Origin of the sequence: Xanthobacter sp. SG618 (assembly GCF_012932745.1) — a bacterium.
In the GTDB taxonomy this organism is placed as follows: domain Bacteria; phylum Pseudomonadota; class Alphaproteobacteria; order Rhizobiales; family Xanthobacteraceae; genus Xanthobacter; species Xanthobacter flavus.
In genome coordinates this window covers 276,216-298,877 of sequence record NZ_JABBHL010000003.1, presented here as the reverse complement: position 1 = coordinate 298,877, position 22,662 = coordinate 276,216, and the positions used below count along the sequence as shown (strand labels likewise).

The following is a 22,662-nucleotide window of genomic DNA, read 5'->3' as shown; positions in this document are numbered from 1 at the left end:
ATCGCTGGGATGCTGGCGGTAGCGGGACCGTCTGGCAAGGTGCCAGACGGTCGGGCGCCAGATCAGCTGGCGGTGACGAGATCGGCGGGCGCAGCAATCACTGCGGAAGCCGGACGCCCTAGACGGCGCGCGCGCTGGAGGACCGAGCCGATGCGGCGGTATAGCAGCCGCGGGGCGACCGGGGTGCCGAGCGCGGCGTCATAGCCGGTCCGGCCGGCGACGCGCACCAGCTGCTGCGCAGGAACTTCGGCAACGAGCACGGCAGGAATGCCGGCACCGAAGCGGAAGGGATTGGTGGGGGCGTCCTCCGGATCGTCCACCTGAACGACGAGCACATCGGCCGTGCCCTGGGCGGAAGGATCGGTCACTTCGTCGATGGACGCGACCTCGCGTACCGATCCCACACCAAGTGCGGACAGAGCGAGGCGCGTCGCCTGGCGACGTTCCATATTTGCATCAAGGAGGACGATGCGGGCAGTGGGTAACACCTTCATGAGGCGCTCCAGTTCATGGCGCGCCTCGGTCCCCATCCGCACGGAAGAAGGCTCGGGCACGCGTGTTGAGCATCTCTGTCGGTGCGACCCCGCAATCCCACCGACACGCTATGAACCTACCGCTAGGAGACTTCTGACGCAACACTTTCAACGCCGCCACCGCAGAGCTGCCGCCCGGGCCGACAGCGATCGCGGCCAAGCTGCCGTTAGGTACCTGCGGGCGGTGCAACAGCACCTTGAGCGGTGCTGTGGCCGGATCGACCTGTGGAAGGCGTGCCTCAGCGCTTGCTGATGCTGCCTAGGATGCCCCTCAGGATGGCCTTTCCCAGCTGGGAGCCGACCTGAGTCGCCACCGAGCGCGCCACCTGCCGCACAACCACCTCGGTGGTGGACATGCGCGTGCTCGGCCGGGGGGCGGTGGAACCGGTCCCGGCCGATCGTCCGGCCGTGGTGGTGGAGCGCGGGGCCGTCGAGCCCTGCCGCGGCGCACCGCTGCGCTGCGCGGGCTCCACTTTCGGCGTGCCCGTGGCGGTCCCCAGCACCCCGCCAAGGATGCTGTCTAGAATGCTGCCGCCGCCCGAGGACGGCGCCGCCTCCTCCGCGTCCGGCTGGGCCTTTTCCTCGGCCCGCGCCTGGAGCATCTCGAAAGCCGATTCGCGGTCCACCGGCGTATCGTAGAGGTGCCCGACCGGGCTCTTTGCCAGGATCGCGGCGCGTTCGGCCGGCAGGAGCGGGCCGATGCGGCCGGAGGGCGGGCAGATGAGTGTGCGTTCCACCATGGAGGGGATGCCGTTGCCCTCTAGCATGGAGACCAGCGCCTCGCCCTTGCCCAGCTCCATAATGGCCTTGGCCGTGTCGAGGTCCGGATTGGGACGGAAGGTCTCTGCGGCCGCCTTCACCGCCTTCTGGTCGCGCGGGGTGAAGGCGCGCAGCGCGTGCTGCACCCGGTTGCCGAGCTGAGCCAGCACGGTCTCCGGCACGTCGAGCGGGTTCTGGGTGACGAAATAGACGCCGACTCCCTTGGAGCGGATGAGGCGCACCACCTGCTCCACCTTCTCCAGCAGCGCCTTGGGCGCCTCGTTGAAGAGGAGATGGGCTTCGTCGAAGAAGAAGACGAGCTTGGGCTTGTCCGGATCGCCCACCTCGGGAAGCCGCTCGAACAGCTCCGACAGCAGCCAGAGCAGGAAGCAGGAATAGAGGCGGGGTGAGCCCATCAGCTTGTCGGCGGCGAGGATGTTGATGGTGCCGTAGCCGGAGCGGTCGACCCGCATGATATCGGCGATATCGAGGGCCGGCTCGCCGAAGAAATTGTCCGCGCCCTGGTTCTCCAGCACGAGCAACTGGCGCTGGATGGCGCCGACGCTCTGCGCCGAGACGTTGCCGTAGGTGGCCGTCAGCGTCGCCGCATTGGCGGAGACGTGGGCCAGCATGGCCCTCAGGTCCTTCAGATCGAGCAGCAGCAGGCCCTGCTCGTCGGCGATGCGGAAGACGATGTTGAGCACGCCCTCCTGGGTCTCGTTCAGGCCCATGAGGCCGGCGAGCAGCAGCGGCCCCATCTCGGAGATGGTGGCGCGCACCGGGTGGCCCTGCTCGCCGAACATGTCCCAGAAGATCACCGGGAAGCTGTCGGGCGTGTAGGTGATGCCCACCTCTTCGGCGCGCTTCAGCAGGAAGTCCTTGGCCTCGCCCTGGGCGGCGACGCCGGAGAGGTCGCCCTTGATGTCGGCGGCGAAGACTGGCACGCCGGCCCGCGAGAAGCCTTCCGCCAGCACCTGCAGCGTCACCGTCTTGCCGGTGCCGGTGGCGCCGGTGACGAGGCCATGGCGGTTGGCGAGGCGCAGGGTGAGATATTCGTCCTTGGACTTGGCGTGGGTCGCCGCCGCCTCCGACCGGCCGAGGAAGCTGCGTCCCACCAGGATGCGGCCGTCGGATTCGGGGGCCGGTGCCCGCCCGCCGGACGGCGCTGCGGACGAGGTTCTCGGAACTGACGTGCGGCTCCAGGGGCCGGCCGGCGGCGCGGCATTGGCCGGGGCGCTCTGTTCAGGGCTCGTCCCGGAATTCGTCCCTGGGCTCTTGACCATGGCGGTGTCCTCACTCGGGGCACGTGGTCCAGCCGAATCGCGCGTTCGGGTCCGGCCGCGGCATCGGGGAGTTTTCGCCCGCCTTCGGGACGCGGGCAAGCCCGTCGCTGCACCGCTTGCGCTTGAGGGCACCGTCTGGCCGGGGCGGCCGGCCGCGCTTGCGAAAGTGCGCCGTGCCCGGCAATCTCACGCCAGTCTCGCCTGCGATTGCGGCGCAAGGAGATGGCATGGACGAGTTGATTGCGCGTCTGACCGAGCGTGTCGAAGTGAATGGCCCGACGGCCGAGGCCCTGGTTGCCCTCATCATCCAGTTTCTCGCCCGGGAGGCGCCGGCCAGCGCCATGGCGCCCCTCTACGATACCCATCCCTGGGCGCGGGCCCTTGCCGATGCTGCCCCCCGCGAGGATGCGACGTTGCCCTCTGAGCGTCATTTCGGCGGCATGGCGCGGCTCATGCTGGTCGCCGACCGCATGATGGCCCATGGCCTCACCATGCCGCAGGTGCAACTCGCCGTGCGCGAGACGGTGGCCTATGCCCGCGAGACGGTCGGTGCGGAACCCGTGAACCTCCTCGTGCGCTCGGTGCCCGGCCTCACCCACGTGGTGTGAGGCGCCGGGAAGCCGGGCAGTTGACTCGGCCCGCGGTTGTGGCCTGATCTTGCTGCCGGCATGCACAAGCCGGGTTTGAAGGGGGGTCGAATGTCCTATCCCATCATCGAGATCGAAGGCGTCGGCGTGGTCTATGCCGAGAAGCTGAAGACGGCCGGAATCACAACCACCGAGGGACTGCTGGAGAAGGCCAAGTCGCCCAAGCTGCGCAAGGAGCTCGCGGCGGCCACGGGGATCGACGAGAGCCGGATCCTGAAATGGGCCAACATGGCCGACCTGATGCGCATCAAGGGCGTGGGCGAAGAATATTCCGAGCTGCTGGAGGCGGCGGGCGTCGACACGGTGAAGGAGCTGAAGACCCGCGTTCCCGCCAATCTCACCAAGGCCATGGCCGAGGCGAACGCCAAGCGCAAGCTGGTGCGCGCCCTGCCCACCGAGAGCATGGTGGAGAAGTGGGTGGCGCAGGCCAAGGAACTGCCGCCCGTGCTCACCTACTGAGCCCATCCCATCCCGCACCGGCCGCACCGGACCCGCCCGCCGGCGCGGCGCGCGTGGGGATGCATTGCGGCGGACCCTTGAAAACCGATCGTCCTCCCCGTAATAGAGGCGCGCGTGCCGCGGTAGCTCAGCTGGTAGAGCAACGCATTCGTAATGCGTGGGTCGGGGGTTCGAATCCCTTCCGCGGCACCATTTGCCCATCTGCCAGCGTCGATAGACGTCGAAAAATCAAAGAAAATCAATCAGTGGGCCGCTCTGGGCGTCGCAGGGTGTCGATAGCTGTCTGTTCACATCGATCAAATTTGTTGGCATGATTGTTGGTTCGGCGAGTGCCAACAAATCCGAATGCCAACACGATGCCCCTGAAGATGGAGCGGCAGCACAAGGCGGCGCTCGGCGAAAGCCGGAAAGGTCGCGACTTAGCCGGTGTCGAGCTTCAGCGCGATCGCCTTGCGCCCCAGCGCCTCGATCTGCGCGACCACCGCCGCAGCGACGTTGGCGCGGCTCTGATCGGCGATGACTCCATCGCCCCCGTGGCGGGCTAGGTCGAGGGCGCTTTTGCGGCCCCGGTGGCTCAATCGCTGGTCGAACGGAACAGGCCTGGCGTAACGCCCATATGCTTGCGGAAGGTCGCGGCGAGATGGCTTTGGCTGGAGAAGCCCGTCTCCAGCGCGACCTCGGCGATGGGTAGGTCGGTTGAGATAAGCAGTTCCTTCGCCCGCAGGATTCGCTGAGACAAAATGTACTGATGAACGCTCATGCCGAACCGGCGATTGAAGGCCCGCGACAATGATCGCGGCGACAGACCGGCCTCGCATGCCAGCAGGTCCAGTGGCAATTCCTCCGCGAGGCGGTCCGCGATCATCTCGCACACACGGTGCAGCAGATGCTCGGGCGCTGCACTGGTGTCCTCGCCGATCCTGGATGATCGCCCCGCAGCGGTGTAGCTGCGGACCACATGGGCATATGCGGCGTGGGCCAGTTCGTCGGCATAGATCTGCGAGCTGCCATCCTCCCTGTCCCGCAACACCGTGAGAACCGACAGGGCCAGCTGTTCCAGCAGCGGATCGTTCACGCCGAGAGGAACCTCCAGCTCGACCCGCCCCACATGCGCGCTGCAGATACGGCCGGCCATCTCGTCCAGCCGCTCCTGCCGCAGGTACAGAGTGAGCATCTCTGAACGGCCGTGCCGGTGCCACTCGCTGGCTTCGAGCCCAGGGATGAGATGAAACTGCCGCGGCCGCAGGGTCGCGTCCTCCACCCGGCCGCCACGGCTGACCCGCCGCCGGATGCGGGCCGGCCGACTGACGCAATAGCCGAGGCAGGGATTGCCCACCGGCGTCAGCTCTCCCGCCCAGGTATCGACCGCGATGAGCGCGGCGTGGATGTTCGACCAGCCACGGCCCTCGCTGCTCGCCAACGTCGCATTTCGCGGCCAGGACCCAATGTCGTGCGTGCGCATGGCGATCTGCCGCCTTTGCCTGCGGACCCGCCGGCTCGCCCATGACCGAAATCTGTTCGCGGTCGGCCGGTTTCTGAAAGATGAGCCGACAGTTTCAGTCGCACTATCCAGCATCGTCAATCGGAAGGCTGGCGCAAATCGCGGCAACCGCTGCTGATTTCATGAGGTCTATGCTCATCGCGTAAGCAGGCGCGGCTGACATCACGTTCTGTGGTCTTGGTTATTCGGTGTCCAGCCCAGATCAGATGAGGGGAGTGGGGTTAGACATGGCATCTCTTTTCAGCGAGCTGAAAGTCAGGGACGTACTGCTGCGAAACCGCATAGCGGTGTCGCCGATGACGCAGTTCTCGTCCCCGGACGGACTCGTCACCGACTGGCACTTGGCCCATCTCGGCTCGAAGGCCGCCGGCGGTGCCGGCATGGTGGTCGTCGAACAGGCGGCTGTCGCACCGGAAGGGCGTATGTCCACCACCTGCGCCGGGCTCTGGAACGACGAGCAGGGCGCCGCGCTCGGACGCATTGCGCGCTTCGTCAGCTCGGTGGGATGCGTTCCGGGCATTCAGCTCGGCCATTCCGGCCGGCGCGGCTGCGTGGAACCGCCGTGGAATGGCGGCGGCCACCTCCCACCCGATCATCCGGAGGCGTGGGAGATGATCGGCCCGTCCGCGATCCCGTTCGGCGGGGTGATGCACCGGACCCCCCGCGAGATGACGGGCGAAGACATTAAGGTCACGGTCTTGAACTATGCCGCCGCCGCCCGTCGCGCGCGGGACGCCGGCTTTGAGTGGCTGGAGATCCACGCTGCGCACGGCTTTCTCCTGTCTAGCTTCTTCTCGCCGATCTCCAATCACCGCACCGACGAATATGGCGGTGATTTCGCCGGCCGCAGCCGCCTTCTCGTCGAGGTGGTCGAGGCGGTGCGCGAGGAGTGGCCGGAGAGGCTGCCGCTGTCCATGCGCTTTGGCGTTACCGAATTCGCCCCCGGCAGCCAGACCGTTGAGGAGTCCATCGAACTGGCCCGCCTGCTGAAGCCGCGGGGCATCGACCTGGTCGACGTGTCGTTCGGTGGCAATTCGGGAAAGGCGCAGACCCCCTGGGAGGCCGAAGGCTTCATGGTGCCGGCCGCGGAGCGCATCCGCAAGGAGGCCGACATCCTCACCGCGGCCAACTGGAACCTCGCCGATCCGCAATTCGCCGATGCCATCCTGAGCGAGGGGCGGGTCGACTTGGTGATGCTCGGCCGGCCCATGCTCGCGAACCCGCACTGGCCGGTCTACGCCGCGATGGTGCTCGGCGAGGAGCGTCCCTACGACATGCTGCCCGTCCAGTTCAGCACCTGGCTCAACAAATACCAGCGTAGCCGCGTCAACGACGGCTTCGGGCACATCACCGGCCGGGCGACACCGCCCGAAGCCGCAGCGGCCGAATGATCTCGCATCCCGCACACAACATCCCGCCTCCAGCACCGGAACCTGAAAGCATGTCAGCGATCAACTCTCCCACCTCTATTGGCGCGCTGCCAGCGGCTCGTCTTGGCTGGCTCCTGGCAGCTGTCCAGGCTGTCATCTACGGATCCTTCGTCACGGCCTTCATGCTCGATCCGTCCGCCATGACGCGACCGCTGGCGCCCGGCATGTCCGTCACCGTCGCCACGGTGTTCGGCCTTTGCGTGGTGTTCTCCACGATGGCGCTCGTCGGCGTGTACGTGCTGATCGCCAATCGTATCGCCTCCGACCGGGGAGCCTGATGCCATGACCATCGACAAGCTCTTCCCAACTGCCTTTCTGGCTCTTCCCGCTCTTCTCTTCGCAGGCCCGGCCATGGCTGCCGGTGCCGCCGGAGGGGGCGGATCGAACGCGACGGCCATCTCCATGTTCGTGGCCATCGTCCTGGTCACGCTCTGCATCACCGCCTGGGCGGCGCGGCGCACCAAGTCGACCTCGGACTTCTATGCGGCCGGCGGCCACATCTCCGGCTTCCAGAACGGCGTTGCCCTGACCGGCGACATGGTGTCGGCGGGCGCCCTGCTCGGCCTCGCCGGCCTCGTCTTCGCATCCGGCTTCGACGGGCTGGTCTTCGCCGTGGGCTACTCGACCGGTCTGCCGCTTGTCGTCTTCCTGGTGGCGGAGCGCCTGCGCAAGCTCGGCCGCTTTACGGTTGCCGACGTACTCTCCACCCGGCTGGAGGAGCGATCCATTCGCATCTTTACTGCGTTCGCGACGCTGGTAATCGTGATCTTCTACCTGATCGCCCAGATGGTGGGCGCAGGACAGCTGATCCGCCTGCTCTTCGGGCTCGATTACATCTATGCGCAGATCCTCGTGGGCGCGCTCATGATCTGCTACGTCATGTTCGGTGGCATGATGGCGACGACCTGGGTGCAAATCATCAAGGCCCTGCTGCTGATCGGCGCGGCTGTCTTCATCGCCATCGCCGTGCTCGCCCATTTCGGTTTCAGTTACAATGACATGGTCGCGCGTGCCGTATCGGTACATCCGCGGGGCGAAGCCATGATGCTGCCCAAGGTGTTCTCCGGCGGTCCGCTTCAGACCATCTCGCTCGGCCTCACGCTGATGCTCGGCACCGCGGGCCTGCCTCATGTGCTGATGCGCTTCTTCACCGTGCCCGATACCCGCGCCGCGCGCGTATCCGTGTTCTGGGGCACGCTCGGCGTCAGCGGCTTCTTCGCCCTGATCTTCGTGATCGGCTTCGGCGCACTCGCCATCATCGGCGGCGACCCGGCCTATGTGGATGCCAACGGCGCCCTGCGCGGCGGCGGCAACATGGCGACGATCCACCTCGCGCATGCCATAGGCGGCGACCCGCTCATGGGCTTCGTGTCGGCGGTCGCCTTCGCAACGATCCTTGCGGTCGTGGCGGGCCTGACGCTCGCGGGCGCCTCCGCCGTCTCCCACGATCTCTATGCCCGGGCGCTGTGCCGCGGCGCGGTCAGCGAAGCCAGGGAGATCCTGGTCTCGCGGATCGCCACACTGGTGCTCGGCGTGATCTCGGTGCTGCTCGGCATCGTGTTCCAGACGCAGAACGTGGCCTATATGATCAGCCTCGCTTATGCCATCGCCTGCTCCTCGACCCTGCCCCTCTTGATCCTCACCCTCTATTGGTCCGGCCTGACGACGCGGGGCGCCATCACCGGGGGCGCGATCGGCCTCACCGCCGCCGTTGCCCTGACGGTTCTCGGGCCGCCGGTGTGGGTGAAGGTGCTGGGCAATGCCGCGCCCATCTTCCCCATCGACCCGCCCACCATCGTCTCCATGCCCCTCGCCTTCTTCACGGCCTGGCTCGTGTCCGTTCTGGATCGCCGCGCGCGCGAAGGTGTCGGGATGGGCGGCGGCCTCGAAGCCGCGGAATAGTCGGACGGGACGAAACGATAACTGCTGGAGGCCGGCGGACGACAGTATCGTCCGCCGGCCTCTTCACGCCGTGGTCCCTGCTCGGGTAGTTGGCGGCACGCTTGCCACTTATCGTGGCCATTAAAGCTGGGCCACCGATCTCGAATTCTGTCGGCTCCGGCGGTCACTGCGCCCCCTTCGTTCGCGCTCCGGGCCTGCCAGGCCGGAGCCGGGAGATGCGGACTCGCGCCCGAAAGGTGCCGCCGCCCGCGGGGCACCGCCGTCGCGTTGCCAAGAGAGCATCTCCGCCTGCAATACGCGGCATTTGGCTGCGATCTAAGTCTGGTCGGAAGGATCTACGGGGTCGAAGTGGATTCTCACCGTGGACGGCTTGAGTGCCTTGCGAAATGCCGCACGGCCTCAAGGGTTTTGGCGAAAGAGACTGGCATTGCCGTTCGCCTCGCCTTCCCTTTTGTCCGGTGAGCAGTCACAGGTCACCACCCGCGGCGCGTTGCTCTTGTGGCAGCGGGGGCATTCCCACCCGGGCCGGTAGGGCGGCGGCGTGATATCCGGGACAGGCAGGCTCATGATGAGCGGATCGCAGTGCTCGCAGCCTGGAGACGGGCACGGGAATCGACCACAGACATATGGCATCACGCTGCCTCCTCTCGCTTCGGTGGGGCGACGAGACAATAAGCACGGCCAGAGTATTCTGGCTATCATGCCATTCTATTTGTCCCGTTCCGGTTCTTTTTGGCGAGCACGTCGTCATCGTCTTTGATCGATCCGGCCGGTACTTCATTACATGTAGGTATCCGAAAACTGACGATGGCGAAGGGAAGCGCAGGATTCCGTTTGCTAGGAAGCCATGCCCGCGCCGTCTGCCGGATACCGCCGCTAAGGCGCAGTGCCAACAACTCGCCTCAGCTGACGCTTCGGAGGGGGGCTTCTGCAGCATAGGTCATGCGGTCCCAAGGTCAGTATCGGGATGCCGTTCCGGCGACCCCAGCGTCAATCGTCAGCATAATCTCCGAACAGCTCGAACGCGGCGCCGTCGATCACGTGCCTCTGCGAAAGTCGGCGTTGCGACGATCAGGCAATTTGAGGGAGGAGCGTCTGCGCCAAGAAATACCACTCTCACGGTGATCCGCGCCGCCCTCGAAGCCGCCGGCGTGATCTTCGTCGCGGAGAACGGCGAAGGGGTGGCTGAGGAAGGGCGGGGGAGCCCATGAGCAGGTTCGGCGGCATTTAGTCGAGGATGGTATTTTCGCGGTTCGAGGCCGTGGAAGGCGTGATCCCGCCGCGCCTGATTACTGATCTGGCTGAGCGAGGCGGACAAACCGAGGTGGCGGATTCGTTCCGCCACCTCTTGAGCCGGTGCCACCTGAACGGCCGCTTCCGGCGCTACGTCGGGATGAATTCCGGTACGTGGCTGGCGGATAACGCGCTTCTGGGCCATGACCCGGCTTGCGCCGGCGCGTGAAAGGCGCTCAGGCGGGAAGGGCGGCGATGAAGTCGGCCGCATTGGACACCGCGCCGAAGACGCCGCCCTGCATCTTCACCATCTTCACGGCGGCCGCATGGTTGCCGGCGTCGGTGGCGCCGCAGCAATCCTCCAGCAGCAGGCATTCGAAGCCGCGATCATTGGCCTCGCGCATGGTGGTGTGGACGCAGACATCGGTGGTGATGCCGGTGAGGACCAGATTGCGGATGCCCCGCGTGCGCAGGATCATCTCCAGGTCGGTGGCGTAGAAGGAGCCCTTGCCCGGCTTGTCGATGACGATCTCGCCCGGCAGCGGCGCCAGTTCCGGCACGATCTCCCACCCCGCCTCGCCGCGCACCAGAACCTTGCCGCACGGCCCCGGATCGCCGATGCCGGCGCCGATCTGCCGCGACCGCCAGCGCTTGTTCTCCGGCAGGTCGGAGAGGTCGGGCCGGTGCCCCTCGCGGGTGTGGATGATCCAGTATCCCGCAGCGCGCATGGCCGCGAGCACGCGGGAGATGGGCTCCAGCGGCGCACGGGTGAGCGAGATGTCGTAGCCCATCGCATCCACATAGCCGCCGGGGCCGCAGAAGTCGGTCTGCATGTCGATGACGACCAGCGCGGTGTCCTTCGGCGAGATGACGCCGTCGAAGGGCCAGGGATAAGGGTCGGCGGCAATGACGGGCACGGGCTCCTCCAGATTGACCGGGCGCCGCATCCAGCGCCCGCCCGGCGCGGAGCAAGATGCGGGCCGCGATCTATCGTGAAACTGAAACTGAATTTTATTCAATGACTTGGCGCGAGCGGGCGGCAAGCGAAACCGCACCACAGCGGCCACGCGAGACATCTTGCATACACTAGATATGCATTTGCCTAAGTTTTAGTCTTATTTTATCACGAGCGATCTAAATCAGAGGTAGCGTGGCCCGCGTGCTACCTCTTTTCGATGCGTGCGCCGTGCCCATCTCGCCATGGCATAGGCTTTTGAGCCAACGGGCTTTTCTGCGCTGGGCTGCCGCGGCCGCGCGAAACCACACCGACGCCACCGGCAGCTGGCCCCGCGCTTGCTTGGGAACCTACGGCGGACGCCCCGCTTGCGCGAGCGAAGTCGCGGGCGTTCAGACATCACGGTCCCAGTATGCAACCGTCCATTTCTGATTGAAAAATAGGCAAATAAATGCAATCCGACATTTCGGGATGGCGTCGCTGGGGGTTCATGGCCATCGGGCCGCTGGCCCTCTTTCTCATCTGGTATGGCGTCTTCGTCGCCGGCCTCGTCACGCCGAAGCTCCTCCCTTCCCCCGTGCGCACTCTCCAGGCCATCTGGGAGAACATGGGCACAGGGCTCGGGCAGGACTTTCTCTACACGCTCCAGCGCACGCTCCATGCCTTCGCCCTCGCCGCCATTCTGGGCGTGCCGCTCGGCATCGTGGTGGGCGCCAGCGAGAAATTTTATCGCTCCATTGAATTCCTGATCGACTTCTTCCGCTCCACGCCAGCCACGGCCATGTTTCCACTGTTCATGATCATTTTCGGCCTCGGCGACTTCTCCAAGATCTCGGTGGCGGCCTTCGCGGCCTTCCTCGTCATCCTGTTCAACGTGGCCTATGGCGTGATGCACGCGCGGCCCACCCGCATGCTGGCGGCCCGCGTGATGGGCGCCTCCCGCCTGCGCGTGTTCAAGGACGTGATGTTCTACGAGAGCCTGCCGCAGACCTTCATCGGCCTGCGCACCGGCGTGTCCATGGCGCTGGTGGTGATCGTTGTGGCGGAGATGTTCATCGGCTCCGACAACGGCCTCGGCAAGCGCATCATCGACAGCCAGATCACCTTCGACCTGCCGCAGCTCTACGGCACCATCCTGGTGTCCGGCATCCTCGGCTACGGCCTCAACCTCCTGTTTCTCGCCGCCGAGAAGCTGCTGGTCCACTGGGCCGGCCGCTGACCACCCCCGCCTTGTCCCGACCTGCTCTGTCCTGCCCCTGAAGGAACCGACCATGACCACCCGCCGCAATTTCGTTCTCGGCGCCGGCGCCGCGACGCTCGCCGCCGCCTCGTCCTTCCCCCGGCCGCTCCGGGCCCAGCCGAAGGAGAAGGTGGTGGTCTCCTGGCTGCCCATCATGCAGTCCTTCGCCTATTACGTGGCGCTGGAGCAGAAGCTGTTCGAGAAGCGCGGCATCGAGATCGAGTCCGTGCGCTTCCAGGCGCCCAACCAGATCATCGATTCCCTCGTTTCCGGCCGGGCCGATGCCGGCGCGCCGGGCGCCGCCGCCGGCATCGCGGTGATCGCCGAGACGCAGTTTCCCGGCACGTTCAAGGTGTTCGGCCTGCAGGGCGGCGGCATCAAGGTGAACCGCATCAACGATGCGCTCATCGTCGCCAACAATTCCCCCATTGCCACCTTCGGCGATCTGAAGGGCAAGTCGCTGGGCCACCTGCCGGGCATCCAGTGGCGCACCCTCTCGCGCTACATGGTGCGCAAGGCGGGCCTCGATCCGGACAAGGACGTGCGCCTCGTGGAGCTCGCCGTGGGCCTTCAGGTGCAGGCGGTGGTGGCGGGCACGGTGGATGCGACGCTCTCGCTGGAGCCGGTCGGCTCCATCGCCGTCGCGCTGGGCGAGGCCAAGCGCGCCATCACCAATCCCATGTCGCTCGCGGTCTACGACCCCTTCTATTCGGGCGTGTCGCTGCTCACCACCAAGTTCATCAAGGAGCGGCCCAAGGTGGCCAAGGCCTTCGTGGAAGCACTCGACGAGGCCACCATCATGGCCGAGAAGAACTACACGTCCCTGCGCTCCATCCTGCCCGCCTACACGGCGGTGAAGCCGGACCAGGTGGAGATCGTCGCCCAGCCTTATCTGCGGCCGTGGACCGAGCTGAACGAGACCGACCTCACCTCCTACCAGACCTTCGTCAACGTGTTCCGGTCCGAGGGCGCGCTGAAGCAGGACTTCGACATCAAGCCCTTCATTCTGAAGCCGTCCGACCTGTCATGACCGCCCCTGTCATGACTACGGTGGAGCCCACCACGCGTGAGCCGGCAGGGGGCGCCCCCCTGCCGGACCTCACCTGGTTCACGCCCGGCACGCACATCACCATCCGCGGGCTCACCAAGACGTTCCGCGGCAATCCGGTCTATACCGGCTTCGACATCGACTTCCCGCGCGGGGGCATCGTCTCCATCTTCGGGCCGAACGGCTGCGGGAAGTCCACGCTCATCAACATGATCTCCGGCATCCTGCCCTATGATGCCGGCCAGATCCTGTTCGACGGCAAGACCATCGCCGAGACGCGCATCGGCTATGTGTTCCAGAACTATCGGGAGGCGCTGTTTCCCTGGCAGAGAGCCATCGACAACATCCATTATCCGCTGAAGATGATGGGCGTGCCCAAGGCGGAGCGGGAGCGGCGCATCGAGAAGCTGGCGGCGCAGTTCGACCTCAAGTTCGACCTCAACCGCTACCCCTATGAAATGTCCGGCGGCCAGCAGCAGACGGTCTCCATCATGCGCGCGCTGGTGGTGGATCCGGAGGTCCTGTTCCTCGACGAGCCCTTCTCCGCGCTCGACTACGAGATGACGCTGACCATGCGCGACCTTTTGCAGAAGGTGCTCACGGAGACGCGCACCACCACCCTGCTCGTCAGCCATGACCTGGAGGAGGCCGTCTGGCTTTCCGACAAGGTACTCCTGCTCACCCGCCGGCCGTCCCGCATCGCCGAATACATGGACATCGACTTGCCTCGGCCGCGCAATTCCGAAACCATCTCGGACCCGCGCTTCGTGGCGCTGAAGGCCCATGCGCTGGAGGTGTTCCAGACGGCGGTGAGGAGCAGCGCCCCATGACTTCAGACGCGCCCCGGGGCCAGCCGGAAGGCCCCTTTCGCGGCTATCACGACATCGGCGGCCGGCCGGCCGGCGCGGTTGCGAAGGACGAATACGCCTTCGCCGACTGGCAGAAGCTGTCCGAGGCCATTCGTGGCGCGCTGGAGGCCAAGGGGCGCATCGTCTCCCTCGACGAGATCCGCCGCGTGTTCGAGAGCTTCGGCGAAGATCTCTACAACACCCTCGGTTTCTACGAGCGGCGGGCGGAAGCTCTCACCGTGCTGCTGGACGAGAAGGGCATCGTGCCCCGCGCCGCCGTGCTGGCGCGGATGGAGGCCATCGCCGCCATGGAATGCCGACAGGTGGACCACGTGACCAAGACGGTTGCGAACAAGCCCGCGATCTCCCTGCCGACCGGGAGCGCCGCACTATGAGCGCCCCCCGCTTCGCGCCGGGTGATCGCGTGCGGATCCTCGACATAGGCAAGCCGGGCCATGTGCGCATTCCCTGGTATGTGCGGCACAAGGTGGGGGTGGTGGAGCGCCATTGCGGCGCCTATCCCAATCCCGAGGAATTGTCCTGCGCCCGGCCGGGCCTGCCGGCCATCGACCTCTATCGCGTGCGGCTCGGCCAGCGCGACCTGTGGCCCGATTATGCCGGGGCGCCCGACGACACGCTGGAAATCGAAGTCTACGACCACTGGCTCGCGCCGGCACAGGACGACGCCCCATGACCTCCACCCCCGCCGAGATGAGCGCCATTCCCGTGATCGAGGGGTATGACGGCGCGGACTATTACGCCCTGATGACCCGTGCCCTGCACCAGATCCTTCTAGAGGAAGGCCTCCTCGCTCCCGAGGAGACGGACAAGGTGATCGCCGCTTTGGAGGCCCCCCGGCCCGAATGGGGCGCACGGCTGGTGGCGCGGGCGTGGGTGGACCCCGCCTTCAAGGCCCGCCTTCTGGCGGACGGCGCCAGCGCCGCCGCGGAGTTGGGCTTCACCATCAAGGAGGCGCAGTTGGTGGTGGTGGAGAATACCGACGATCTCCACAACCTCATCGTCTGCACCCTGTGCTCGTGCTATCCGCGGTCTCTGCTGGGCCAGCCGCCGTGGTGGTACATCTCCAAATCCTACCGCGCCCGCGCCGTGCGCGAGCCGCGCGCGGTGCTGGAGGAATTCGGCATGGCCCTGCCGGAAAACGTGCATGTGCGCGTCCACGACAGCAATGCGGACATGCGCTACCTCGTGCTGCCCCGCCGCCCAGCCGGCACGGAGGATGCGCGCGAGGAGGATCTCGCCCGCCTCGTCACCCGAGACAGCATGATCGGCACGGCCCAAGTCTCCGCGTCGTAGACTGCCGGCGGTCGCCGGGGCAAGCCGCAAGGAATTCGCCGTCCTCGCCCTCCTGGTGCGCCATCATGGCTGCCTCGTCGCCCACCGTCAGTTCCTCGCTGCGGTATGGCCCCGGCGCATGTAGACCCCTGTCCACTCATCGCCATCAGCCACACCCGCAACACGCTGGGGGATGATGCGGCACCCCGCTTGATCCTCCTCAAGGCCGGGGTGGGCGATCGGCTCGGGGAAGGCGGATGGGCGCCAGCGGGGACACGGCCGACCTGCCCTTCAGTCCGCCACGGCCTGGAGATAGGACGGGACGGGGATCGGCTTGCCCTTGGCGGTGATCTCGAAGCGGCGGAGCCAGCGCTCGACGGCGTCCCTCAGATGGGCCTCGAGCGCCTTCGCGGCACGCTCCGGCTGGGCGTCCAGCAGCAGGTCGATGATGTCGATGTGCTCGTCCAGCGCTGCCACGATCAGCCGGATGGGAATGCCCAGGAACGGATCGAAGAGGTGGCGGGTGGGGCCGAACAGCAGGTGCGTGCGCTTCAGGGCGCGCATGATCTCCGGGTTCGCGCAATAGCCGAGCAGCGTGATGTGAAGATCGGTTTCCGCCTCGTCGAAGCGCGTGCTGCTGATGGGCGTCTGGGCGCGGGTGGCGAGGATGCGGGCGCGCATGTCCGCCAGCACGGTGGCAGGCACGCGGGGAGCCGCCTGACGCAGGGCCGCCGGCTCCAGCAGGCAGCGCAGCTCATAGAGATGGCGGATGCGATCCGGCGTCATCTGCTCGGCGATCCAGTGGCCGGCATGATCCTTGGCGATGAGGCCGACGCCGTGCATCCGCGCCAGCAGGTCCCGCGTCACCGTCCGGCTGACGCCAAAATGCTCGGCGAGGCGTAGTTCGTTCAGCCGCACCGAACCGAACAGGGTGCGCACGAACAATTCCTGCTCGACCTCCTGATACATGCGCTCCCACTGCCGGGGCGCCGACACGTCCACCGGATCGAGCACCGCGGTGTCGGAGGCTTCGCCGCCGGGAACCCGGTAGCCGCGCCCCTCGAGCGGCTCCACCACGCCATCCTCGCGCAGCCGCTCCAGTGCCTGACGCGCCGGCGACCGACTGATCCCGAAAGCGCGGACCACCTCCGCCTCCAGCAGGCGCTCGCCGGGACGGATCTGGCCGGCGGCGATCATCTCGCGGAGCTGGTGATAGGTCCGATCCTGGAGGGAGCCGCCCGCCGCGGCATCAGCGTCCTTGCTGGTTTTTGCGTCCCCCATGGCCTGCTCCGTTCCTCCGGGCCCTGCGCGGCATCGCCCGCGCCTATCGGCAGCGACGGGCCTGCGCAAGAGGCACGTGCCCTTGACAGGACCCGTCGCATGGCTTCTAACATAAAACGTACTTTGAATCCAAAGTACGTTTTGATCGCGCCCAGGACAGCCAGAGTGATATTCCCGAATGCGCCCATCACCTGCGTCGAGGACCTGCGCCGCCTCGCTACGCGCCGGGTGCCGCGCATGTTCTACGATTACGTGGATTGCGGCTCCTGGACCGGTGCGACCTATCGGGCGAATGAGGACGACCTTGCCGCCATTCGCCTGCGCCAGCGGGTCGGCATCGACATCTCCCGGCGCAATCTCTCCAGCCGCATGCTGGGCGAGGATGTCGCCATGCCGGTGGCGCTCGCGCCCACCGGTCTTGCGGGGATGCAGTGGGCGGACGGGGAGATTCTCGCCGCACGCGCCGCCGAGCGGTTCGGCGTGCCCTTCACCCTGTCCACCGTCAGCGTGTGCTCCGTCGAGGACGTGGCCGCCCAAACCTCGCGCCCCTTCTGGTTCCAGCTCTATCTGATGAAGGATCGCGCCTTCATGGAGCGGCTCGTCGCCCGTGCCCGCGATGCCGGCTGCTCGGCGCTGGTGCTCACCATGGATTTGCCCGTGCAGGGCCAGCGCCACCTCGATATCAAGAACGGGCTCTCGACCCCGCCGCGCCCCACGCTGCGCAATCTCGTCAACCTCGCCACCAAGCCGCGCTGGTGCCTGAACATGGCGCGGACCGAGCGGCGCACCTTCCGCAACATCGTCGGCCATGTGGAGGGGGTGAGCGATGCCTCCTCTCTGGCTCACTGGGTGTCCGAGCAGTTCGACCAGACGCTCGGCTGGGACCATGTGCGGTGGCTGCGCCGCATCTGGGACCGAAAGCTCATCGTGAAGGGCATCATGGACCCGGAGGATGCGCGGGCCGCCGTTCGTGCGGGGGCGGATGCCATCGTTGTGTCCAACCACGGCGGTCGCCAGCTGGACGGGGCGCCCTCCAGCATCTCCGCGCTGCCGGCCATCGCCGAAGCGGTGGGCGCACGCACCGAGGTCCTGTTTGATGGCGGCGTCCGCTCGGGGCAGGACGTGCTGAAGGCGCTGGCCCTGGGCGCAGCCGGCGTGCTCATCGGCCGGGCATTTCTCTATGGCCTCGGCGCCATGGGCGAGGCGGGGGTGACGCGCTGCCTCGAACTCATCCATCGCGAGCTCGACCTCACCATGGCCCTGTGCGGCCTCACCGACACGTCCGACGCCGCCCGCGCGTTGCTGGACGCGCCCGCTTATCCCGAACCCGCCGCGCGCATTGCCGCGCCCGTCTGAACGACACGCCCCGCGCGCCGGGGTCCGCCACAAAAGGAGAGGACCGATGTTCGGCAAGTATCAGATGCACCCCGGCAGCGGGGTCAACCCGCCGTATTCCCCGGCCTATCCGGTGGAGTGGGAATGCGCGCTGCGCACGCTGGAAGTGATGACCCGCGTCGATCCCGCGAAGACGCGGGCGCTGCTCGCGGACACGCCGTTTGATCTGGTGAACGACCGAGTCGCCTTCCGCTTCATGGCCTCGCCGGGACACACACTCTCTCTCCATCAGGGTCGCATGTTCGACCTGATGGTGACGGTGGCGGTGCGCTACGAGGACCTGTTCACCCAGACGCACATCTACATGTACTGCTCCGACCCCATGGGCATCGCGGCCGGCCGCGAGCTGTTCGGCTACACCAAGAAGGACTGCACCTTCCGCTTCGACGAGGCCGAGACCGGCGCCATCGAGAGCGCGGTGATCCGGCGCGGCGTGCCGCTTGCGGAGGTGTCGTTCACGCCCGATCCGCAGGCTCCCATCGTGCGCCTCGTGGACGACGGCGAGCAACCCGGCGGCGAAATCCATGTGCGTCGTCTGCCGCACCCCGAGCGGCTGGAGACGGCCTATGCCGATGTCGTCTACCGCCGCACGCCCATCGCCTATTCCGCGCCTGTCGCCGGCCGCGCGGTCATGAACCTGCACGAGAGTGTCTTCGATCCGCTGACCGAGCTGGAGCCGGAAGTCCTCTCCGCGCAGTTCATGGTCTCCGACGTCTACGGCGGCGGCTTCGCGGTGGAGGACCGTCGTCTGCTCAAGCGGCTCATTCCCTGAGCTGACACCAGAACAAGAATGAAGGGAGGAATATCATGACCCGCAAGACAGACGAGACCATCGCCCGGTTCCGACGCCCGCCATCGCTCTCCCGCCGGGCCGTGGTGGCCGCCGGCGCGCTGATGCTGGCGATGCCGGGGATCGCCTTCGCGCAGGACCAGAGGACGATCAAGATCGGCGTGCTCACCGACATGTCCAGCCTCTATGCGGACGTGACCGGCAAGGGCTCGGTGGTTGCCACCCAGATGGCGGTCGAGGATTTCAATGCCGCCGGCAAGCCGCTGAAGGTGGAGGTGATTGCTGCCGACCACCAGAACAAGGCCGATGTGGCCGCCGGCATCGCCCGCAAGTGGTTCGACACCGAGGGTGTCGACATGATCGTGGACGTGCCGAACTCGGCCGTCGCGCTCGCCGTGGCCGCCATCGCCCGCGAGAAGAACAAGGTGATGATCGCCTCCGGTCCCTCCTCCTCGGACCTCACCGGAAAGGCCTGCTCGCCCAATACGGTGCACTGGACCTACGACACCTATGCCCTTGCCACCGGCGCCGCCACCGCGGTGGTTGAATCCGGCGGCAAGAACTGGTTCACGCTCACCGCCGACTACGCCTTCGGCCACGCCATGGAGCAGGACGTCCGGAACGTGGTCACCCGCACCGGCGGCAAGGTGATCGGCGGCGTGCGCGCGCCGCTCAACACGCAGGATTTCTCCTCCTTCCTCTTGCAGGCGCAGGCGTCGGGCGCGCAGGTGGTCGGCCTCATCAATGCCGGCGGCGACACCATCAATTCAATCAAGCAGGCGGTGGAATTCGGCATCCCGCAGAGCGGGCAGCGCCTCGTGGCCACCGTGCTCTATGTCACCGATGTCCACTCCCTGGGACTCAAGGTGGCGCAGGGGCTCCAGTTCACGGAGTCCTTCTACTGGGACCTCAACGAGGGCACCCGCGCCTGGACCAAGCGCTTCGCGCCGCGCAATGACGGGCGCTATCCGAGCGCGCTGCACGCCGGGGCCTATGCGTCGACCCTGCACTATCTCAAGGCCGTGTCCGCCGTGGGTGGGGCCACGGACGGCGTAGCCGTGGTGGACAAGATGAAGGCGCTGCCCACCGACGACCCGCTGTTCGGCAAGGGCTCGATCCGCGTCGACGGCCGCAAGATTCACCCCATGTTCCTGTTCCAGGTGAAGACGCCGGCTGAATCCAAGTATCCGTGGGACTATTACACGGTGGTGAAGTCCATTCCGCCGGAGCAGGTGTGGCGTCCGCTGTCCGAAGGCGGCTGTTCGCTGGTCAAGTCGTGAGCGTCGCGCTGGTCACGGGCGGCGGCGGCGGCATCGGGCGCGCCATCGCGCTCAAGCTGGCCGCTGCCGGGCACGACGTGGCGTTGATCGACCGCGACGTGGCGCTCGGCGCCGAGACGGCCCGGCTGGTGGAAGGGGCGGGTCGTGCCGCCCTGTTCCTCGCGGCCGATGTCTCGTCGCCGGCGGAAGTCGCGGCCTTCGTCGCCGAGACCGAGGGGCAGCTCGGCCCCATTGAACTCTTCGCCAACAATGCCGGCATCGAGGGGGCTGTCGCGCCCATCTTCGACTACCCGGACGATGCCTTTGACGCCGTGATGGCGGTGAATGTGCGTGGCGTCTTCCTCGGCCTCAAGCACGTGCTGGCGCGGATGCGGCCGAGGGGGCGGGGCGCGGTGGTCAATATGGCCTCCACCTCCGCCATCCGGGGACGGCCCGGGCTCGCCGGCTATGTGGCGAGCAAGCACGCTGTCCTCGGCCTGACCCGCGTCGCCGCTCTCGACATGGCGGGCACCGCCATCCGGGTCAATGCCGTCCTGCCCGGCCCGGTGGAGACGCGGATGATCCGCGCGCTCGACGATAAGGCGGCCGCCGCCGGTGGCATCCGAAGGGCCGGCACCGCGGTCTATGGTGCGCCGGAAGACGTGGCGAGCGTGGTCGCCTTTCTGCTCTCGCCGGCTGCTGCCCATGTCAACGGCGCCGCGTGGACAGTGGATGCAGGCGTGACGGTGGCCTGACGGGCCGGCTGCTCGACGATTTCTTTCAATCTGGGATGAACGACTATGAAGCTCTGCCGCTATGGCGCCCCGGGCGCGGAAAAGCCGGGTCTCGTCGATGGTGACGGCCGGCTGCGCGACCTCTCCGGCATCCGCGCCGACATAGGCCCCCGGGAGATATCACCCGAGGGCATCGCCGCCCTGGCCGCAGTGGATCCCGCCTCCCTGCCCGAGGTGGAGGGCCGGCCCCGCTTCGGCGTGCCCTACAGCGGCATGGGCAAGTTCATCTGCATCGGCCTGAACTACTCGGATCACGCCGCCGAAGCGGGGATGGCGGTGCCGGACGAGCCGATCATCTTCCTCAAGGCGCCATCGGCCCTGTCGGGGCCGGACGACCCCATTATCCAGCCGCCCCATTCGACACGGCTCGACTGGGAGGTCGAACTCGGAGTCGTGATCGGCACAACCGCTCGCCATGTGAATGCGGCGGACGCGCTCGACTTCGTGGCCGGCTACTGCGTCGTGAACGACGTATCGGAACGCGCCTTCCAGATGCAGTCCTCCCAATGGGACAAGGGCAAGGGCTGCGACACGTTCGGCCCGGTGGGGCCTTTCCTCGTCACAAGGGACGAGGTGCCAGACCCGCAGAACCTCGACATGCGGCTGGACGTAAACGGGCGGCGCATGCAGAGCGGCAACACCCGCACGATGATCTTCGGCGTCCGGGAGATCATCGCCTATTGCAGCCGCTACATGACCCTCCTGCCGGGAGACATCATCGCCACCGGCACCCCGCCGGGCGTCGGCATGGGGATGAAGCCCGAGCCGGTCTGGCTCCGCCCGGGGGATGTGGTGGAACTCGAAATCGCCGGGCTTGGCCGGCAGCGGCAGCAGGTGACTGCCTATCGATGAGCCTGGTCCCGCCCGCGCCCGCACGCGGTGCCTCCCTGTCTCGACGGGCGCCGGTCCATTGATCTCACCGCCCCTGATTGGATCTGGGGCGCCCCCATGGTCATCCACCGCTCGCCCGCTTGCAATGGATTGAAAATCTTCGCACTCCTCGGTTCCATGACGACCTGAAATCCAGCTGGCCCTCACTTATGGCTGGCGGGAAAATATGGAGCCTGTGTGCATGCCGGACATCGATGCCTTCCGTCTGTTTGTCGCGGTGGCGCATTCGGGCAGCATCGCGGCTGGTGCGGAGGCTCTGCGCATCTCGCCGTCCCTCGCCAGCCGGCGGATCGCGTCGCTCGAAGAGACGATGGGCGCGCGGCTTCTGCTCCGGTCGACCCGAAGGGTGCAGCTGACCGATGCGGGCGCGCGGTTCTTCCGGTGGGCCGAGCAGACCATCGCCAGCTACGAGGACATCAGCAGCGAGATCGGCATGCAGGCGCAGGAGCCGGTCGGCACCGTCCGCATCGCCGCCAACGACTATATGGGGCCAAGGTATCTGCTCGACGCGGTGACGCGGTTTCGCGAGCAGTATCCCCGGGTCCGGCTCGTGCTCTCCCTGCAGGAGGACCCGATCGCCTCGATCAAGCTGGGATATGACATCGCCATCCATGTCGGTCCGACTCCGGAGGGGACACTGGTCGGTCGACGGATCCACACCTATCGCCGGCTCATCTGCGCCGCGCCGGACTATCTCAGGTCTCACGGGACGCCGACCTCGCCCGACGACCTGGAAGGGCACAACTGCCTCGTGCACAGCCTGAACGACACGCGGCGCTGGACCTTTCGCAATCAGGAAGGCGCCTTCGTCACGCGCGACGTGCGTTCGGTGATCGAGACGAACAGCTATCCGGCTTTGCTGAACCTGGCGATACGCCGGCTGGGGCTGATCCGGATCGCCGACCTGATGGCTGCGCCGCCGATCGCGAGAGGCGATCTGCAGGAGGTGCTTGCCGATTTCAGGAGTGTCGACCCCGATGGCCGAGACCCTGCCGTCTGGCTCACCTATGCGGAGCGGCCGCGCCTGCCGAGGGTGCGCCTGATGGCCGACTACCTGCTCGAAACCCTGAAGGCCCTTTCGGAACCCGCTACGGATTGATGTAAAATCTGCACGCCAGTCC

Annotated in this window: 24 protein-coding genes and 1 tRNA gene; 20 read left to right on the top strand and 5 right to left on the bottom strand. The window is 66.7% G+C overall.

Annotated features, from left to right (window positions below; genetic code table 11):
• Window positions 1-62: 62 nt before the first annotated feature.
• A complete protein-coding gene (locus FHT36_RS10750; protein ID WP_169122496.1) occupies window positions 63-494 on the bottom strand; it encodes a hypothetical protein in 432 nt (143 codons plus the stop codon).
• Between the two features lie 278 nt (window positions 495-772).
• The gene (locus FHT36_RS10745; RefSeq protein ID WP_246702155.1) at window positions 773-2,575 is read right to left on the bottom strand and encodes a helicase HerA-like domain-containing protein; all 1,803 of its coding nucleotides are present in this window, start codon (window positions 2,573-2,575) and stop codon (window positions 773-775) included.
• 227 nt (window positions 2,576-2,802) lie between these two features.
• Between FHT36_RS10745 and FHT36_RS10740 the strand changes: the two genes are divergently transcribed.
• The 4 genes from FHT36_RS10740 (at window position 2,803) to FHT36_RS10725 (ending at window position 4,226) form a co-directional block, all read left to right on the top strand.
• Window positions 2,803-3,183, top strand: coding sequence for a hypothetical protein (locus FHT36_RS10740; RefSeq protein ID WP_169122494.1), 381 nt, complete (start codon window positions 2,803-2,805; stop codon window positions 3,181-3,183).
• 90 nt (window positions 3,184-3,273) lie between these two features.
• Window positions 3,274-3,681 (top strand): DUF4332 domain-containing protein, encoded by a 408-nt coding sequence (locus FHT36_RS10735; RefSeq protein WP_169122493.1) that lies wholly within the window; start codon window positions 3,274-3,276, stop codon window positions 3,679-3,681.
• Window positions 3,682-3,797: 116 nt separating this feature from the next.
• Window positions 3,798-3,873, top strand: a tRNA-Thr gene (locus tag FHT36_RS10730).
• A 164-nt stretch (window positions 3,874-4,037) separates the two neighbouring features.
• The gene (locus tag FHT36_RS10725) at window positions 4,038-4,226 is read left to right on the top strand and encodes a hypothetical protein (RefSeq protein ID WP_169122492.1); all 189 of its coding nucleotides are present in this window, start codon (window positions 4,038-4,040) and stop codon (window positions 4,224-4,226) included.
• 29 nt (window positions 4,227-4,255) lie between these two features.
• On the opposite strand, the gene FHT36_RS10720 is transcribed toward FHT36_RS10725, so the two are convergent.
• Entirely contained in the window at window positions 4,256-5,143 is an 888-nt protein-coding gene (locus FHT36_RS10720; protein WP_169122491.1) for an AraC family transcriptional regulator, read from the bottom strand.
• A gap of 266 nt (window positions 5,144-5,409) precedes the next feature.
• On the opposite strand from FHT36_RS10720, the gene FHT36_RS10715 reads away from it, so the two are divergent.
• From FHT36_RS10715 to FHT36_RS10700, 4 genes are all read left to right on the top strand, one after another.
• The gene (locus tag FHT36_RS10715) at window positions 5,410-6,573 is read left to right on the top strand and encodes an NADH:flavin oxidoreductase/NADH oxidase (protein ID WP_169122490.1); all 1,164 of its coding nucleotides are present in this window, start codon (window positions 5,410-5,412) and stop codon (window positions 6,571-6,573) included.
• A gap of 50 nt (window positions 6,574-6,623) precedes the next feature.
• Entirely contained in the window at window positions 6,624-6,890 is a 267-nt protein-coding gene (locus FHT36_RS10710; protein WP_169122489.1) for a DUF485 domain-containing protein, read from the top strand.
• Between the two features lie 4 nt (window positions 6,891-6,894).
• Window positions 6,895-8,514, top strand: coding sequence for a sodium:solute symporter family transporter (locus FHT36_RS10705; protein WP_169122488.1), 1,620 nt, complete (start codon window positions 6,895-6,897; stop codon window positions 8,512-8,514).
• Between the two features lie 1,261 nt (window positions 8,515-9,775).
• Entirely contained in the window at window positions 9,776-9,976 is a 201-nt protein-coding gene (locus tag FHT36_RS10700) for a hypothetical protein (RefSeq protein WP_169122487.1), read from the top strand.
• Between the two features lie 7 nt (window positions 9,977-9,983).
• Here FHT36_RS10700 and FHT36_RS10695 read toward each other — a convergent pair whose 3' ends face one another.
• Window positions 9,984-10,694, bottom strand: coding sequence for an isochorismatase family cysteine hydrolase (locus FHT36_RS10695; RefSeq protein WP_169122486.1), 711 nt, complete (start codon window positions 10,692-10,694; stop codon window positions 9,984-9,986).
• Window positions 10,695-11,153: 459 nt separating this feature from the next.
• On the opposite strand from FHT36_RS10695, the gene FHT36_RS10690 reads away from it, so the two are divergent.
• Genes FHT36_RS10690 through nthA form a run of 6 tightly spaced genes read left to right on the top strand, consistent with a single transcriptional unit; the run spans window position 11,154 to window position 15,152 of the window.
• Window positions 11,154-11,921 carry an ABC transporter permease gene (locus FHT36_RS10690; RefSeq protein WP_169122485.1) on the top strand — a complete coding sequence of 256 codons (768 nt, stop codon included), beginning with the start codon at window positions 11,154-11,156 and terminating at the stop codon, window positions 11,919-11,921.
• A gap of 52 nt (window positions 11,922-11,973) precedes the next feature.
• On the top strand, window positions 11,974-12,972 hold the full coding sequence (locus tag FHT36_RS10685; RefSeq protein ID WP_169122484.1) for an ABC transporter substrate-binding protein: 999 nt from the start codon (window positions 11,974-11,976) through the stop codon (window positions 12,970-12,972).
• Window positions 12,969-13,820 (top strand): ABC transporter ATP-binding protein, encoded by an 852-nt coding sequence (locus FHT36_RS10680; protein ID WP_246702154.1) that lies wholly within the window; start codon window positions 12,969-12,971, stop codon window positions 13,818-13,820. The genes FHT36_RS10685 and FHT36_RS10680 overlap by 4 nt, the downstream gene beginning before the upstream one ends.
• Window positions 13,817-14,233: an SH3-like domain-containing protein gene (locus FHT36_RS24705; RefSeq protein ID WP_169122483.1), complete on the top strand. Its 417-nt coding sequence runs from the start codon at window positions 13,817-13,819 to the stop codon at window positions 14,231-14,233. The genes FHT36_RS10680 and FHT36_RS24705 overlap by 4 nt, the downstream gene beginning before the upstream one ends.
• Complete coding sequence (locus FHT36_RS24700) at window positions 14,230-14,532, top strand: SH3-like domain-containing protein (protein WP_256444961.1); 303 nt, start codon at window positions 14,230-14,232, stop codon at window positions 14,530-14,532. Before FHT36_RS24705 ends, FHT36_RS24700 begins: the two co-directional genes overlap by 4 nt.
• Complete coding sequence (gene nthA, locus FHT36_RS10665) at window positions 14,529-15,152, top strand: nitrile hydratase subunit alpha (RefSeq protein ID WP_169122481.1); 624 nt, start codon at window positions 14,529-14,531, stop codon at window positions 15,150-15,152. Before FHT36_RS24700 ends, nthA begins: the two co-directional genes overlap by 4 nt.
• Window positions 15,153-15,422: 270 nt before the next feature.
• Here the strand turns inward: nthA and FHT36_RS10660 are convergent, their stop codons facing one another.
• Window positions 15,423-16,412: a GntR family transcriptional regulator gene (locus tag FHT36_RS10660; RefSeq protein ID WP_169122480.1), complete on the bottom strand. Its 990-nt coding sequence runs from the start codon at window positions 16,410-16,412 to the stop codon at window positions 15,423-15,425.
• A 168-nt stretch (window positions 16,413-16,580) separates the two neighbouring features.
• Here FHT36_RS10660 and FHT36_RS10655 point away from each other — a divergent pair, with 168 nt between their 5' ends.
• The 6 genes from FHT36_RS10655 to FHT36_RS10630 all read left to right on the top strand — a co-directional run bounded on the left by FHT36_RS10655 (window position 16,581) and on the right by FHT36_RS10630 (window position 22,640).
• Window positions 16,581-17,768 carry an alpha-hydroxy acid oxidase gene (locus tag FHT36_RS10655; RefSeq protein WP_348644439.1) on the top strand — a complete coding sequence of 396 codons (1,188 nt, stop codon included), beginning with the start codon at window positions 16,581-16,583 and terminating at the stop codon, window positions 17,766-17,768.
• A 46-nt stretch (window positions 17,769-17,814) separates the two neighbouring features.
• Entirely contained in the window at window positions 17,815-18,579 is a 765-nt protein-coding gene (locus tag FHT36_RS10650; RefSeq protein WP_169122478.1) for an acetoacetate decarboxylase family protein, read from the top strand.
• Between the two features lie 35 nt (window positions 18,580-18,614).
• Complete coding sequence (locus FHT36_RS10645; RefSeq protein ID WP_407077067.1) at window positions 18,615-19,877, top strand: ABC transporter substrate-binding protein; 1,263 nt, start codon at window positions 18,615-18,617, stop codon at window positions 19,875-19,877.
• Window positions 19,874-20,611 carry an SDR family oxidoreductase gene (locus tag FHT36_RS10640; protein WP_169122477.1) on the top strand — a complete coding sequence of 246 codons (738 nt, stop codon included), beginning with the start codon at window positions 19,874-19,876 and terminating at the stop codon, window positions 20,609-20,611. The genes FHT36_RS10645 and FHT36_RS10640 overlap by 4 nt, the downstream gene beginning before the upstream one ends.
• A gap of 45 nt (window positions 20,612-20,656) precedes the next feature.
• Window positions 20,657-21,502, top strand: a complete 846-nt coding sequence (locus FHT36_RS10635; RefSeq protein ID WP_169122476.1) for a fumarylacetoacetate hydrolase family protein — start codon at window positions 20,657-20,659, stop codon at window positions 21,500-21,502.
• 220 nt (window positions 21,503-21,722) lie between these two features.
• Window positions 21,723-22,640, top strand: a complete 918-nt coding sequence (locus FHT36_RS10630; RefSeq protein WP_169122475.1) for a LysR family transcriptional regulator — start codon at window positions 21,723-21,725, stop codon at window positions 22,638-22,640.
• Window positions 22,641-22,662 lie beyond the last annotated feature (22 nt).